This window comes from Sharpea porci (assembly GCF_009695655.1).
GTDB classification, from domain to species: Bacteria; Bacillota_I; Bacilli_A; order Erysipelotrichales; family Coprobacillaceae; genus Sharpea; species Sharpea porci.
Genome location: NZ_VUNM01000031.1, coordinates 1 through 14,277 on the forward strand (window position 1 = coordinate 1; position 14,277 = coordinate 14,277).

The following is a 14,277-nucleotide window of genomic DNA, read 5'->3' on the forward strand; positions in this document are numbered from 1 at the left end:
TTCAGACATTAAGATTCCCCTTCCTAACAGGAATTATCCTCATGCCAAGGGACAAAAAGCATTCATCAAGCAAATGATATGACAGTCAAAACATGCAATTTTTACCCACAGATGTTAATGAAGAGCCCTTATTTTTGATGTTTATAACCTTAATAGCTTATTCAATATTCAAATATCTGAGTTGAATGAATACTATTTTGAAGCAATTTCTAATTAAACTTTAGTTGATTGAGAATGGTATTCAAACATCCGCCTATACCTCTCTTTATCTAGCTATTTCCTAATCAAAGATTAATTTATAAAAAAGAAGGACTTAGTCCTTCTTTAAATGATCCAATGGTGTATCAGGCACGATTGGATTTTTTCTTTGATATTCTGCTTGTTCATAGGCATTCGTGTGTTCGACAAGTTCTTTAAGCTCTCTTGAAGAGACACGTGAAGCACCATGTCCGACAACGATTGTTTGTTCGGCACTATCACTCGTCGCAACAACAACGCGATAATGATTGGCGATTTCTTTTGTCGTTTTTTCGATATAAGCATCAGCTGTTTGTTGTTCTTTGGTATAGACGACATAGAGATTATGATATTTGGTTTCAGAGCCTGGATTACCAGGAACTTTATAAGCATCAAATACAACAATCACAGTATTATCACGATAGCCTTGATAACTACTCATGATATCAAGAAGTTTATCTCTTGCGGCACCAAGGTTTGTTTTCGCAATAGTATTCAGTTCATCCCAAGCGAAGATAACATTATAGCCATCAACCAATAAGCATTCTGGCTTTTGTTGGTATGTGTTGCTTGAAACAGTAGGGGTATGTTCTTTTTTCTTTGAACCATAGAAATCTTTCGCAAGTTTTCTTTCCTGTTTGCCATAAGTATTTTCAAAGACACGTTTCACTTCTTCATCACTAATATGCATTTTATGATGTATTACTGGTGCTGCTTCTTTTTCTTCTTTAATGAAATAATCAAAATGCATTTTCTCTTCAACCATATTCCATGGGACATAATAACCTGCTCCATGTGTGCAGAAGATTGAACCAGTTGGGTTCTCTAAATCTTGTTCTGGATTGTAATGGAATGATTCAATAATTTCTTCTGGTTCTTTAACTGGTGCATAGTAAGTTTCTTCTACAGTGAGACTACCTTCGCCCTTTGTATAATTCAGAACTTCCTGAGTGTAGCTTGAAAGCATTGCGATTGGTGCTTGTCCCTTTATTGTGGCTGTTGTGCCATTATCTTCTGTGATGATAGGAGGTTGTCCTGAGTCGAGATCATAGAATGCTTTAGAAATAAAGGAAGATGGAATCTTTAAAATATACTTCCCATATGGTTCTAGAAGAATGGAAGTTGTACGCATTAAAGCATGTCTTATTGCCCGATATGTTGCTTCTCTAAAATCACCACCAACTGTATGTTTGTCATGAGCTTTTCCACCTAATAAGACAAAGCGGATATCTGTTAAAGGGGACCCAGTGAGAACACCTAAATGAGTTTTCTCCTGCAAATGTGTCATAATCAGACGCTGGTAGTTTTCCGGTAAATTATTTATACAACGATTCTCATATTCAATACCACTTCCTTCTGGTAGTGGTTCAAGGAGAATATGTACTTCAGCATAATGACGAAGTGGTTCAAAGTGACCAACACCTTCAACAGGTTCTAAGATTGTTTCTTTATAAGATATTTGTTTTGAATCAATAGTAATTTCTTCATGATATCGTTCTCTAATGATTTCTTTGAGTATTTCGATTTGTATTTCACCCATCAAAGAGACTTCTATATGTTGAGCATCTTGAATCTTCAATTTCAACAAAGGCTCTTCTTGTGCAAGTTGTTTTAAGTTTTCCAACATTTTTCCTTGGTTTTCATTGTCGGCAAGATGAAGCTGATAATGCATATAAGGTTGGAGATAGCTAGCATGGGGTTTGCCTTTACCAATGATGTCGCCAGCGTGTGTTTCTTTGAGGCCTGTTAGTACGACTACATTGCCTGCACCGGCTTCTTCTAGCAATGTATATTTGTTTCCTTGGTAAAGTCTGATTTGGTTAATCTTTTCTTCGTTGATTAATTGTTTCACGTGAAGCATTCCGTCATAAATACGTACATATGTTAAGCGTTCACCTTTATCATCATGGCCGATTTTATAGACAGAAGCAGAGAGTTCACCCTGTGTAGGGTGGGGTATACAATAGCAATCCATCATATCCAATAACTCTTGCACATGATCATTTTTCAGTGCTGAACCAAAAATTACAGGAAAGAGTTTTCGCTCTTGGATGGCCTTAGCGAGACTTTGTTGGGAGAGGGTATTGGTCTGCATAAATTCTTCCAATAAGTCATCATCAGCCATAGCCATTTCTTCATAATTCATCTTTTCCATATTTATAATATTATCGGATAATTCTTTAAGATCATCTAGAAGTTCTTCTACAGTATGGTGACTGATATCCATTTTATTGACAAAGATGAATGTTGGTATTTTATAATGTGCTAAGAGTTTCCATATTGTCTTTGTATGGGCTTGTAGTCCATCAATGCCAGAAACAATCAAAATGGCATAATCAAGAACGGATAAAGCACGTTCCATTTCACCAGAAAAATCGACATGTCCTGGGGTATCAAGAAAGGTAAAATGTGTATTTAAGTAGTTAATATTGGAAATTTTGGAGAAGATAGTGATACCTCTATCTCTTTCTTGTTGGTCAAAGTCTAGAAGTGTATCTTTGTGATCAACACGTCCTTGATGTCTTGTCGTATGCGTAATATAGAGAAGGCTTTCTGATAAGGTTGTCTTGCCGGCATCTACATGGGCGACAAAGCCTGTTACGATATTTTTCATGTTTGTATCTCCTTTAAAAGAGTTTGATTATAGCTTATTCTAACATAGTCAAATGGGACTTCAAACATCTAATTGACAACACATAAATGTATGTTATAATATTTCTTGCCATTACAACGGACATATCTGAACCGTGTCAGAACCGGAAGGTAGCAGCACTAAGGATCCCTGTTCGTGTGTAGTGGCCTTTTTGTTAGGAGAATATTATGACTGATGAAGAATATATGCAAGAAGCTATAAAGGAAGCTAAGAAAGCTGCTTCTATTGATGAAGTACCAGTCGGTTGTGTGATTGTGAAAGATGGGGAAATTATCGCTAGAGCACATAACATGAAAGAACATAAACAAAATGTCATTGCCCATGCAGAAATGCTTGCCATCAAACAAGCTTCTTTAGAACTCCATAACTGGCATTTAGATGGTTGTGATATGTATGTAACTTTAGAGCCATGTATGATGTGTAGTGGGGCTATTTACCAAAGTCGTATACGTCGTGTCATTATTGGGACAAGGGATACAAGATGGCCTGGGCTTATTAATTATATGAGGGATTATGAACTTAATTATATCCCACGTATTGAAATCAGTAAGCTAAGTGCTATTTGTCAGTCATTATTAAAATCATATTTTCATGAAAAAAGATAATGCATGCATTTTATGATATTTAGATGTTTATTTACGTCCTTCTGTATTCTAATTACATTTTACAATAAAGTTAAAAGATGATCATTAAGATCATCTTTTAACGTGGGATAAAACTTCTAATTTCTTCTGCATTATAGCCCACCTGGAAGCGTCGATCATCAATCATGATAGGTCTTTTGAGTACAGTTGGGTTATCTTTAATAAAATGCATTAACTCATTAAGTGACATGGAATCAATATCTACTTTTGTTTCATTAATGACTTTAGATCTTGTTGAAATGAAATCTTCAGTACCGTTTTCTGAACGTTTAAAGATTTCAAGAATATCACTATCATCCAAAGGAGTACTAACGATATTCTTTTCGTTATATGGAATGTTGTTTTCTTTAAACCAATTAATAGCCTTTCTAGAAGATTGGCTACCTGGACTTGTATAAATCTTAACCATTATCATGACTTCCTTTCTTCACCCAATTTTCGATGGCACTTAACTGGCACTGAATGTGTGTACATTTTAAGGAAAGCGGCTCAGTTATTGTGGCATGCGGGCATAATGTTTTTATATCGGTAAGACTGGTGCCATAATCACCACCATCATGTGTTATGAAGGGATGAATGACTATATGTTCATCATTAAGAGCTTTAAGAAAAGAGAAGACAGCCCTTGGCATTGTTCCCCAGTAATTAGGGAAGCCAAGATAGATCTCATCATAATGTTCATGCAGATAACCTTTTAATTTGGGATAGGTATTATTCGCAAGTTCTTGTTGTGTGATATCTAAGTACTCATAGAAATTATCTGGATAAGGTGATTCAGGTTCTATTTTAAATAAGGGAAGATTACTTACACAGGCAATCATATGAGCTACGATTTCTGTATTACCTTTTTCTAAATATTTAACTTTTCCATCTACGCAGTTATAACCACGATGGGAGAAATATGCGATTAATGATTTCATTGTCTTACCTCGTAGCTATAATGTACCATTAAATTGTACACAAGAGAATTTCATAAAAGTTCTTATAGTACTAACCTTTAGGTGTGTACTTATGGTATAATGCTGGAGAAAGGTGGGCAGCTATGTATAATCATCATCTTATAACTTTTATAACGGTAGTAGAGGCGGGTAGCTTTATTAAAGCAGCTCAAAGACTCTATATTTCTCCTAATGCCGTCACTAAACAAATTAATATTCTTGAAGAACATTTAGGAATCAAGCTCTTAAATAGAAGTCATCGTGGTGTTACTTTAACGGATGAGGGAAGAGTTATTTATAATGGGGCTAAACATATTATTGAAGAAAGTAATCAAATTGTTGATGAAGCAAAGCGTCTTGAAGAAAGCAAGAAGAATATTATTAGAGTAGGGGTATCACTTGGTCATTCCTATGAAATATTGTTGAAGCATTGGAATAAAAATATAGTTAATGCTAAAAAATTTGAGTTTTCATATGTCCCTATAAGTGATAATACTGAAGATTATTATGAATTATTGAATCATTTAGGAGAGAAGATTGATATTATCTCGGATATAACGGATGCAAGTTTTCTTAAAGGGAGAGTTAATGCCTTCACACTCACTTTATTACCTGTATTACTAGCTGTACCTATTACACATCCTTTAGCCAATAAGGATATCATTGATCCTAGAGAACTCATGCATGAAACAATCATTATACCTAAAAGAGGTTTTATCCCTACTGTAGATAATATCTTTGATACAATAACTACTAAATGCAAGAATACTGTTCAGTTTGAAACTGTTACACAATATACTTATGAGACTTATAATATAGCTTTAGCGCAAAACAAGTTACTCTTTAGCCACGAAGCCTGGCAACACACCCACCCAATGTTCAGACATATACCAGTAAAGTGGGACTTCAAACAACCCTATGGCATTCTCTACCCACTTCATCCTACCAAAGAAGTTCTTTCATTTGTGATGGCTCTAGGTAGAAGAGGGTAGGAATATATATTATAATGAAACAAGGAGCTGATGAATAATATGGCATATAAATCATTATATCGTGCTTACCGTCCACAAGTCTTTGATGATGTATCTGGACAGGAAGCTATCATAACAACTTTAAAACATGCAGTAGAAGAAAATAAGATTGGTCATGCCTATCTCTTTTGTGGACCTAGAGGGACGGGTAAGACTACAGTCGCTAAAATCTTTGCGAAAGCTGTAAACTGTGATCATGAACCTAAGCCATGTGGTAAATGCGAAAGCTGTAAAGCTATTGAAAATGGCACACATCCAGATGTTATTGAAATTGATGCTGCCAGCAATAATGGTGTTGAACAAGTCAGAGATTTAATAGATAAAGTAAAATATGCTCCCGTTCAAGGACATTACAAAGTATATATTATTGATGAAGTACATATGATGTCATCGGGTGCTTTTAATGCCTTACTAAAGACCCTTGAAGAACCCCCAGCTCATGTTATCTTTATCCTTGCCACAACAGAACCACAACGCATTTTACCAACGATTATTTCTCGTTGTCAGCGCTTTGACTTTACTTCACTGACTGATGATGAAATGATTTCACGTATGGAACATGTTATGAAGCAAGAAGGGAAGACCTATGAAGAAGGTGCACTCCAACAAATTGCGAAACTCGCAAATGGCGGAATGCGTGATGCACTTTCTATTCTTGAACAATGTTTAGCCTATAATGATGATCATCTCTCTGTTGATGATGTGAATTCCATCTATGGTATTCTCTCCATGGATGATAAAATTCAATTTATCAAAGTTATGCTTTCTCAAAATATGGAAGAAGCTTTAAAGCTTGTTGATAAAATGGATCACAATGGTACAGATATTAAAAGATTAACTTATGATCTTATTGATATCCTTAAAGATATCATTATCTACAAGAATACCCATAATGATAAGATTCTCTTCAATCTCACAAAGAAACAAGCAGAAAGCTTAGCTCCATATATCACCAGTGATGAAGCACTGCAATTTATTCATCTCTTTGTCGATGCTTCAGAGAAATATGTCAGAGCAGTCAATCCACATATTTATTTTGAATTAGCAGTATTGAAAGTTTGTAATCAGGATCATGATCAAAAAGTATCGGTAATGCCTCAAACACAAACACAGGAAGATGACGATATACCATCTATTGATACTCAAGAAATAGAACCTGAAGAAGCGCCTGATGCTACTGTAGCAGAAGAACCAAAAGAAGCACAAATTCCAGCTACAGCACCAGTAGAAGATAAACCTATTATTAATTCTATTGATGAAATTGATAGTCAAAAACCACCAGTCTTTCATGATGACAATGAACCAGAACAAGAAGAAAATACAGATTACACTGACTTAGATATTCAAGTCGATATTGATGATATAATGAATATTCTTGTTCAGGCTGATAAACATATCCTTCTCAATATCCAGGAGAAATGGCCAGTTATTAGAAATTACATGACACAATTAAAGGTGGCGAAGTATGCCAATATGTTGAGTGTTGGTAAGCCAGTTGCGGCTTGTAGTCAAGCAATTGTCATCGCATATGAATTTATGCCTGATGTTAATGCCATCAACTATTATAAGAATTATCGGGCTTTAGAGTCTTTGTTGAAGGAAGTATTTGGGAAAGAATACCGTTTTGTAGGTATGCAGATGGATCAATGGCTTGAATTACGTAAGCATTTTATTGTCTTAATGCGTCAGCACAAACTTCCACAACCAGGCCCAATTATGTTAAAACATATTGATTCTCATGACTTAGATGACACAGCACAGCTTAATGAAGCCCAGAAATTCGCTTTAGAAACTTTTGGAAAAGATATTGTTGAATTTACTGATGATGATGAATAGAAAGGAATAAAATGAATTATCCAGAATCTTTTGAAGAACTTATTGAATGTTTTAAGATGTTACCAGGGATTGGTAATAAAGGCGCCGAAAGATTAGTCTATCATGTCTTAGAAATGGACAATCAATCCGTAGAACGTTTCTCTCGTGCACTTATTAATTTTAAAAAGAAAATCCATTATTGTAAGACATGTGGACATATCTGTGAAGGTGAACAATGTGATATTTGTAAAGATCCAACACGTGATCGTAGTGCAATATGTGTCGTTGAATCACCAAGAGATGTCTTTGCGATGGAAAAACTCAAGGAATATCATGGCCTCTATCATGTACTTGGGGGAACTGTTTCAATTATGGATGGTAAGACTATGGAAGACTTAAATATTCAAAGTCTGTTTGATCGTTTAACTGATGAAGTTAAAGAAGTCATTATTGCTACTAATCCTACAAGGGAAGGGGAGACAACAGCTCTTTTACTTGCCAAGCTATTAAGCAAGAAGGATGTAACAGTAACCAGGATTGCGAATGGATTACCTGTAGGTAGTTCTCTTGACTACGCTGATGAATTGACTTTACTTAGGTCATTTGAAGGTCGTCAAAAACTCTAGAAGGTGTAACACCTTCTTTTTCTTTGGCTTTATAACACATTTTTAGGTATAATAAGGTATGCGAGGTAGAATATATGAAGGGTTTATTTATTACATTAGAAGGCGGAGAGGGCAGTGGTAAAACAACAATTGCCCAAATGCTTAAAGAAGCATTAGAACCACAGAAACATGTTATGATTACAAGGGAACCTGGTGGTGTTAAGATAGCTGAAGAAATCAGAAATGTGATTGTTGATGTAAACAATACGGAGATGGATGCACGTACAGAAGCTTTACTTTATGCAGCAAGTCGTAGACAGCATCTTGTTGAAAAGGTGAAACCGGTGTTGAATCAAGGTGGTATTGTTATATGTGATCGTTTTATCGATTCATCACTTGTATATCAAGGCATTGGACGAGGCTTAGGTATTGAAAATGTTTATAACATGAATCTCTTTGCGACAGAAGGCATGATGCCGGACTTAACATTATTCTTTGATATTAAGCCTGAAGAAGCACTCAAGCGTATAAAGCTTGATGATGAAAGAGAAGTTAATCGTTTAGATCTCGAAAGTCTCTCATTTCATCAATCAGTCTATGAAGGTTATAAGAAGATTGCTTCTATGTATCCAGAACGTATTAAAACGATTAATGCAGCATGTTCTATAGATGATGTATTACAACAAGCATTAAAGGAAATAGATAAAGTCTTATGAAATACCAAGAGATTTTAAAATCTACACAACCAGTTTTTTATCGTATCTTGGAAAGAAGCTTTTCATCAGGTAATATCCCTCATGCTTATCTTCTAGTAGGAAATAATACTGATGACGCAGCTACATTTATTGCCCAAGCACTGGTATGTCAAGAAGATACACTTGCCTGTGAAGAATGTAATGACTGTCGCCGTATCAAAGAACAACTCTATCCAGATATGATAATCTATGATGGCAATGATGTATCAATCAAAAAGGAAGATATAGAACATATCCAAACTGAATTCTATAAATCATCTATCGAAGATAATGCCAAAATCTATATCCTTAAGAATATCGAGAATGCTAGTAATGTTGCAATGAATGCCTTATTGAAATTTCTAGAAGAACCCATACCAGGTGTTTATGCCATTCTCACTACTCGCAATATCAATAAAGTTCTACCTACAATACAATCCCGTTGTCAGGTTATACATTTATTACCTGAATCAAAAGAGTCAATACGTCTTTCGCTTTTAAAAGAAGGTGTAGGAGAGGAAGATGCGAGAATTATGTCCCAACTCTTTTCTTCTTACCAAGGAGCTTCTGAAGCAAAAGATAGTGAAGAGTATGCTTATGTGAAATTACAGGTTCTGAATTTCATAGAAGATTTATATGAACGTCCTGCAAATATCATGATTACCCAACAAATACATATTGCGAAGGATTATAAGAATAATAAGAGTGTTATTAAACTCTATTTGAATATGCTTGTGCTAGCTTTGAGGGATGTGTTTCACGTGAAACATTCTGTTCCACTCATATTTGTAGAACACAAGAAGATATTTGATAAATGTTCTGATGACGTGTATATTACAAATAGAATTGATGAAGTATTAAACACACTTTATCTCATAGACACAAATGCGAATATAGGGCTATTACTAGATGGTATGGCTTATAAGATAACGAAAGGAGAAATGTTGAATGGATAGATTAGCAGCTGTACGTTTCAATAATGGTGCTAAAAGCTATTATTTTTCTACAACATTGGATCTCGTTAAAGGAGACAAAGTTGTAGTAGAAACGATTAGAGGATTAGAATTAGGAGAAGTGATTGCTGATCTTAAAGATATGTCAGAATTCAATTTGAATACTGAATTAAAATCAGTAAAAAGACGAGCAAATAGAGCTGACTTAGAAGTTTATGAAATCAACAAGATTAAAGCAGAGAAAGCTTTTCAAATATGTAAAGAAATAGTGGATGAAAGTGGGCTTGATATGCGCATGATTAGCTGTGAATACACATTGGATGCTTCAAAAGTCATCTTTATGTACACAGCTGATGAAAGAGTAGATTTCAGAGAATTATTAAAGAAACTTGCATCTGTCTTTAAATGCCGTATAGAACTAAGACAAATTGGACCAAGAGATAAAGCAAAAGTAATAGGGGGATTAGGAACATGTGGTTTACCTCTATGTTGTAATTCGTTCTTAGGAGAGTTTGATGGTGTCTCTATTAATATGGCTAAGAATCAATTATTAGCTATTAATATTGATAAGATCTCTGGGGCATGTGGTAGATTACTTTGTTGCTTAAAATATGAAGATGAAGCTTATACGGATTTAAAAAAGAAATTCCCTAAGATTGGTTCAAAAGTTAACTATGATGGCAAGAGTGTTAAAGTTGTAGGCTTAAATGTCATTAGTGATCTCGTAAAGATTGATGATAATGGTAATATTTCTTTTATAGGCTTAGATGAAATAGAAAAAGAAAAGCCACATAACAATAAGCCAAGAAAAGAAGAGAGAGAATTCAATAAGAAGCCTCGCTATAAAGAAGTATCAAAGAAAGATCAAAATACAGAATCACAAACAAAGACAGTAGCACCAAAGAAAGAGAATACCAACAGAAAAGAATCTTCAAAACAAAAATCATCCCATCGTCCACATCATAACCATAAGAGAACACAAAACCAAAAAGGTAATACGTCAAATGGAAGAAGTTAACTATCTCTTAGGCTTCAAGAATATGCATATCATACAACGTACAGATATGTTTACTTTTTCTCTAGATACAGTATTACTTGCTAATTTCTGTTCTATTACAAAGGATGTAAAGGAAATTGTTGATTTTGGTACAAACAATGCTGCTATCCCTCTTCTCTTATCAAGACGTACAAAGAAGCATATAACAGGAGTGGAAATACAAGAAGAGGCTGTAGAAGTTGCCCTTAAAAGTGTCGCTATTAATAAACTTGAAAATCAGATTTCAATCGTTCATGCAGATATTAAAGACTACGCTTTAGAACATAAATCAAGTGTAAAGATGATTGTTTGTAATCCACCATTCTTTCGTGTTGATGAAGAGAGTAATGTCAATGATAATGCCTATCTCCGTATCGCAAGGCATGAAATAGCTATAAACTTAGAAGGGATTATTAAAGCGGCAAGTCAAATGCTTTCATATGGTGGTAAGTTTGCGATGGTCCATCGTCCAGATCGTATGATAGAAATATTGGAATTAATGAAGAAATATGATTTAGAACCAAAATGTATACGATTTGTCTATCCCAAACCACATAAAGATGCGAACGTATTTCTTATAGAAGCCGTTTATAAAGGTAATACTGGACTTAAAATTGAACAGCCTCTATATGCACATAATGAAGACGGCAGTTATACAGAAGAAGTCATGAAGTATTTAGGAGACGAAGATGATTAGACAAAAGAGCTTTGAAAACCATAAACCAACACTTTATCTTGTACCAACACCCATAGGCAATCTCTCAGAATTTCCAGAACGAGCAATACAAGTATTAAAAGAAGTTGATCATATTGCGGCAGAAGACACAAGAAATACTATTAAACTATTGAATCACTTCGATATCCATACACCAATGATCTCCCATCATGAACACAATATTAATATAGCTATTCCTAAAATCATTGACATGTTGAAAGCAGGGGAGAATGTTGCTTTGGTAAGTGATGCAGGTTATCCTGCAATCAGTGATCCTGGTGCTGAACTTGTTAAAGCGGTTATTGAGGAGAATTTTAACGTTGTTCCTATATCAGGCTGTAATGCGGCATTGGATGCATTGGTTGTCTCTGGTATTACCCCACAGCCTTTTGTCTTCTATGGCTTTCTAGCACATGATGACAAAACAAAGAAGAAAGAACTAGAAGCAAATAAGAATATCACAATGACTACTATCTATTATGAAGCACCTCATCGTATTAAGAAGACATTGACGTTGATGTTACAAATATTAGATGATCGCTCTATTGCTTTATGTCGTGAACTAACTAAAAAACATGAAGAGATCATTAGAGGACATATTAGTGAAATTCTAGAAATAGTAGATGAATTAAAGGGTGAAATGGTTATTGTAGTAGAAGGTGCTACAGAGGTAGAAGAGGAAGTAGTCTTCGAACAATCAATAACAGAGCATGTTGATGAATATATTGCGAAAGGCATGTCTACTAAAGATGCCATTAAGGAAGTAGCTAAGATTAGAAATCTTGGTAAAAACGAGGTTTATGCAGAGTATCACAAGAAGTGATGCTCTTTTTTGTTTCACGTGAAACAAAAAAGAAGATTCATTTGAATCTTCTAATAAAGTCTACGATAATTATAGATATAGCGTGACCAATAACCAGAGAGTGGGGTAATCTTGACACACTGATTTGCATACTGACCCACAGTACCAGAGCCACGACCCGAAGCCTGTACAAATTGGTCATTACCAATATAGATACCAATGTGTGCAACACCTTTGCCATAGTTGAAAGTAATGACATCACCAGTTTGGAGTTCAGAACGACTGACATCCTGTCCGCTTGTAGCATATCCAGCAGCAGTTAAGCGTGGAATCGCAATGCCAGCATTATTATGAGTCCAATAAACTAAACCAGAACAATCATAATAATCAGGACCTGTTGCTCCCCACCAATAACGTTTTCCTAGCTGTGAAATAGCTGCATTCGCAATGGCATTACCTGTTTCAGAAGGGCCAGGAGTAATTGAACCTGTAATGCTTCCTTCAGGGGCACGTGACATTAATGCATTTAATGCTGCATCAACTTTAGCCTGTGCTTCATTAATTTGTTGCTGCTGTTGTTGCTGTTGGGAGATTTCCTCAGTTTGCTTAGCTGCTAAGTCAACATATTGTGTTCTTAGAGTATTGGCATCATCCTTTTGTACTTCTAGATTTGCCTTTGCATCAGTTAAGGAATCAAGTTGCGTTGTTAATGTTTTCTGATCTTTCTTGATTTCATCAATCAGTTCATTCTCATAATCAGAAATATCACCCATAGAAGCAAGACGTGAGAAGAATTCCGTAATTGATCTTGCATTAATGACATAATCAATATAGAAATTCGTGTTATAGAAGCCTTGCATACTATAGAAACGTTCTTTGAGTTTTTCTTTTTTTGCATGAATCTGTAATTGTAGCTGTTTGATATTACCAGTCAGATAATCAATAGATTTTTGATTATCTGCAATTTGTTGGTCTAGGGTATTGAGTTGGGATTCAATATCCTTTAATTTCGCATTTGTATCATTAAGATTTGCTTGGCTCTGTTGGAGCTGTTTTTTGTTATCTTTGTTTTTTTGTTTAAGATAAGCATTGAATGATTCACATGTTTTCTTATTTGCCGCAGTAAGATTCTCTGAAGAACAAAGCTCTATATAATGATCTTCCTGTCCTGCAAAGTCATCTGCTTTAACATCGGATGGACTTAATGTCACAACAAGTAGGGCAGAAAGAACTATTGGAAGCAGTTTATTTTTCTTCATCCTCTAATACCAATTCATAGCCGATTCTTGGGTCACCATTGTCGAGATAGATACGTCCACATGGTTTAAAACCATGTTTAGAAAGAAATCTTTGCATGGACTTGTTATCATCATGTGTATCCATTCGAATAGAATGAATATGTTCATGTTGACAAACATCAATAAAGTGATCGATGAAGAGACCAGCCAGTCCTTTCCCTTTATATTCGTTAGAAACGACAACACGATGCACAACATAATAAGGTTGATTATGAGTAATCCATTGACCATTCTCAATAGAATCATAATTAGGTTCATGTTCAAATGCACCATAACAATAACCTATGACTTGATCATGATCACATAGCACATAACCTTTACCTTTTTCAATATCATTCATTAAACTATCATAGTTAGGATAGCCATCCTGCCATTGATTGATGTGGTGAGCTTTAAAATAGGCTTGCGCATCTTGAACAAGATGTAAGGCTTCGGTGATATCGTTATGTTTTGCTTTTCTTATTTCCATATTGAAATATTTACCTTTCGTTCTTAACTATCATTATTATATATGGTAAATTGTGAATTGTAAATTATACAGGAGGGATGTCATGACATATTATGCAGTGAATTTAATTATCTATATTATTTCTATTTTTCTAGCTATGATTGCTTTGAATTGTTTTCATTTTGATCGCTTTTTGAGAAAGGGAAAACAGAAAGAATTCTATCTCTTTTATATAATGGCATCTTGTGTGTTTGGCTATTTATTTGCTCAGTTTATTTTGAGTTTTGGTACCTTCAGTAGTCATTTATAACAAGCAAATAATTTGCTTGATTTACAAAAAACATAAGGGTACAATAAGTATGCATTAT

At 34.9% G+C, this 14,277-nt stretch carries 15 protein-coding genes and 1 other RNA gene; 11 read left to right on the forward strand and 5 right to left on the reverse strand.

Translation table 11 applies throughout. From position 1 onward, the window contains the following. Window positions 1–313 precede the first annotated feature (313 nt). A complete protein-coding gene (locus tag FYJ79_RS10475) occupies window positions 314–2,851 on the reverse strand; it encodes a translation factor GTPase family protein (protein WP_154517995.1) in 2,538 nt (845 codons plus the stop codon). A 104-nt stretch (window positions 2,852–2,955) separates the two neighbouring features. Between FYJ79_RS10475 and ffs the strand changes: the two genes are divergently transcribed. Together ffs and FYJ79_RS10485 are read left to right on the forward strand one after the other, a co-directional pair. Next, an RNA gene (ffs, locus tag FYJ79_RS10480) (signal recognition particle sRNA small type) lies at window positions 2,956–3,043 on the forward strand. A 14-nt stretch (window positions 3,044–3,057) separates the two neighbouring features. Next, window positions 3,058–3,495 carry a nucleoside deaminase gene (locus tag FYJ79_RS10485; RefSeq protein ID WP_154517998.1) on the forward strand — a complete coding sequence of 146 codons (438 nt, stop codon included), beginning with the start codon at window positions 3,058–3,060 and terminating at the stop codon, window positions 3,493–3,495. Between the two features lie 97 nt (window positions 3,496–3,592). On the opposite strand, the gene FYJ79_RS10490 is transcribed toward FYJ79_RS10485, so the two are convergent. Together FYJ79_RS10490 and FYJ79_RS10495 are read right to left on the reverse strand one after the other, a co-directional pair. Further along, window positions 3,593–3,943 (reverse strand): Spx/MgsR family RNA polymerase-binding regulatory protein, encoded by a 351-nt coding sequence (locus tag FYJ79_RS10490; protein ID WP_154518001.1) that lies wholly within the window; start codon window positions 3,941–3,943, stop codon window positions 3,593–3,595. Next, complete coding sequence (locus tag FYJ79_RS10495) at window positions 3,936–4,454, reverse strand: flavodoxin (protein ID WP_154518004.1); 519 nt, start codon at window positions 4,452–4,454, stop codon at window positions 3,936–3,938. The genes FYJ79_RS10490 and FYJ79_RS10495 overlap by 8 nt, the downstream gene beginning before the upstream one ends. Before the next feature lie 122 nt (window positions 4,455–4,576). On the opposite strand from FYJ79_RS10495, the gene FYJ79_RS10500 reads away from it, so the two are divergent. The 8 genes from FYJ79_RS10500 to rsmI all read left to right on the forward strand — a co-directional run bounded on the left by FYJ79_RS10500 (window position 4,577) and on the right by rsmI (window position 12,184). Continuing rightward, on the forward strand, window positions 4,577–5,464 hold the full coding sequence (locus FYJ79_RS10500) for a LysR family transcriptional regulator (protein WP_154518007.1): 888 nt from the start codon (window positions 4,577–4,579) through the stop codon (window positions 5,462–5,464). 30 nt (window positions 5,465–5,494) lie between these two features. Next, window positions 5,495–7,339 (forward strand): DNA polymerase III subunit gamma/tau, encoded by a 1,845-nt coding sequence (gene dnaX, locus FYJ79_RS10505; protein WP_229771456.1) that lies wholly within the window; start codon window positions 5,495–5,497, stop codon window positions 7,337–7,339. 11 nt (window positions 7,340–7,350) lie between these two features. After that, window positions 7,351–7,944, forward strand: coding sequence for a recombination mediator RecR (gene recR, locus FYJ79_RS10510; protein ID WP_154518013.1), 594 nt, complete (start codon window positions 7,351–7,353; stop codon window positions 7,942–7,944). A 74-nt stretch (window positions 7,945–8,018) separates the two neighbouring features. Continuing rightward, window positions 8,019–8,639, forward strand: coding sequence for a dTMP kinase (tmk, locus tag FYJ79_RS10515; RefSeq protein WP_154518016.1), 621 nt, complete (start codon window positions 8,019–8,021; stop codon window positions 8,637–8,639). Next, window positions 8,636–9,613: a hypothetical protein gene (locus FYJ79_RS10520; protein WP_154518019.1), complete on the forward strand. Its 978-nt coding sequence runs from the start codon at window positions 8,636–8,638 to the stop codon at window positions 9,611–9,613. Before tmk ends, FYJ79_RS10520 begins: the two co-directional genes overlap by 4 nt. Beyond that, on the forward strand, window positions 9,606–10,628 hold the full coding sequence (locus FYJ79_RS10525) for a PSP1 domain-containing protein (protein ID WP_154518023.1): 1,023 nt from the start codon (window positions 9,606–9,608) through the stop codon (window positions 10,626–10,628). The genes FYJ79_RS10520 and FYJ79_RS10525 overlap by 8 nt, the downstream gene beginning before the upstream one ends. After that, on the forward strand, window positions 10,615–11,343 hold the full coding sequence (locus FYJ79_RS10530; RefSeq protein ID WP_229771457.1) for a tRNA1(Val) (adenine(37)-N6)-methyltransferase: 729 nt from the start codon (window positions 10,615–10,617) through the stop codon (window positions 11,341–11,343). Before FYJ79_RS10525 ends, FYJ79_RS10530 begins: the two co-directional genes overlap by 14 nt. Beyond that, window positions 11,336–12,184 carry a 16S rRNA (cytidine(1402)-2'-O)-methyltransferase gene (gene rsmI, locus FYJ79_RS10535; RefSeq protein WP_154518026.1) on the forward strand — a complete coding sequence of 283 codons (849 nt, stop codon included), beginning with the start codon at window positions 11,336–11,338 and terminating at the stop codon, window positions 12,182–12,184. The genes FYJ79_RS10530 and rsmI overlap by 8 nt, the downstream gene beginning before the upstream one ends. 50 nt (window positions 12,185–12,234) lie before the next feature. On the opposite strand, the gene FYJ79_RS10540 is transcribed toward rsmI, so the two are convergent. Together FYJ79_RS10540 and FYJ79_RS10545 are read right to left on the reverse strand one after the other, a co-directional pair. After that, a complete protein-coding gene (locus tag FYJ79_RS10540) occupies window positions 12,235–13,422 on the reverse strand; it encodes a C40 family peptidase (protein WP_154518029.1) in 1,188 nt (395 codons plus the stop codon). After that, window positions 13,409–13,930: a GNAT family N-acetyltransferase gene (locus FYJ79_RS10545; RefSeq protein WP_154518032.1), complete on the reverse strand. Its 522-nt coding sequence runs from the start codon at window positions 13,928–13,930 to the stop codon at window positions 13,409–13,411. The genes FYJ79_RS10540 and FYJ79_RS10545 overlap by 14 nt, the downstream gene beginning before the upstream one ends. A gap of 82 nt (window positions 13,931–14,012) precedes the next feature. Between FYJ79_RS10545 and FYJ79_RS10550 the strand changes: the two genes are divergently transcribed. Further along, on the forward strand, window positions 14,013–14,219 hold the full coding sequence (locus FYJ79_RS10550; RefSeq protein ID WP_154518035.1) for a DUF1146 domain-containing protein: 207 nt from the start codon (window positions 14,013–14,015) through the stop codon (window positions 14,217–14,219). Window positions 14,220–14,277: the final 58 nt, after the last annotated feature.

Excerpts from the sequence above, each read along its gene's own strand:
- FYJ79_RS10475 (WP_154517995.1), bottom strand. The coding sequence starts at position 2,851 with ATGAAAAATATCGTAACAGGCTTTGTCGCCCATGTAGATGCCGGCAAG.
- FYJ79_RS10485 (WP_154517998.1), top strand. The coding sequence starts at position 3,058 with ATGACTGATGAAGAATATATGCAAGAAGCTATAAAGGAAGCTAAGAAA.
- FYJ79_RS10490 (WP_154518001.1), bottom strand. The coding sequence starts at position 3,943 with ATGGTTAAGATTTATACAAGTCCAGGTAGCCAATCTTCTAGAAAGGCT.
- FYJ79_RS10495 (WP_154518004.1), bottom strand. The coding sequence starts at position 4,454 with ATGAAATCATTAATCGCATATTTCTCCCATCGTGGTTATAACTGCGTA.
- FYJ79_RS10500 (WP_154518007.1), top strand. The coding sequence starts at position 4,577 with ATGTATAATCATCATCTTATAACTTTTATAACGGTAGTAGAGGCGGGT.
- dnaX (WP_229771456.1), top strand. The coding sequence starts at position 5,495 with ATGAATAATATGGCATATAAATCATTATATCGTGCTTACCGTCCACAA.
- recR (WP_154518013.1), top strand. The coding sequence starts at position 7,351 with ATGAATTATCCAGAATCTTTTGAAGAACTTATTGAATGTTTTAAGATG.
- tmk (WP_154518016.1), top strand. The coding sequence starts at position 8,019 with ATGAAGGGTTTATTTATTACATTAGAAGGCGGAGAGGGCAGTGGTAAA.
- FYJ79_RS10520 (WP_154518019.1), top strand. The coding sequence starts at position 8,636 with ATGAAATACCAAGAGATTTTAAAATCTACACAACCAGTTTTTTATCGT.
- FYJ79_RS10525 (WP_154518023.1), top strand. The coding sequence starts at position 9,606 with ATGGATAGATTAGCAGCTGTACGTTTCAATAATGGTGCTAAAAGCTAT.
- FYJ79_RS10530 (WP_229771457.1), top strand. The coding sequence starts at position 10,615 with ATGGAAGAAGTTAACTATCTCTTAGGCTTCAAGAATATGCATATCATA.
- rsmI (WP_154518026.1), top strand. The coding sequence starts at position 11,336 with ATGATTAGACAAAAGAGCTTTGAAAACCATAAACCAACACTTTATCTT.
- FYJ79_RS10540 (WP_154518029.1), bottom strand. The coding sequence starts at position 13,422 with ATGAAGAAAAATAAACTGCTTCCAATAGTTCTTTCTGCCCTACTTGTT.
- FYJ79_RS10545 (WP_154518032.1), bottom strand. The coding sequence starts at position 13,930 with ATGGAAATAAGAAAAGCAAAACATAACGATATCACCGAAGCCTTACAT.
- FYJ79_RS10550 (WP_154518035.1), top strand. The coding sequence starts at position 14,013 with ATGACATATTATGCAGTGAATTTAATTATCTATATTATTTCTATTTTT.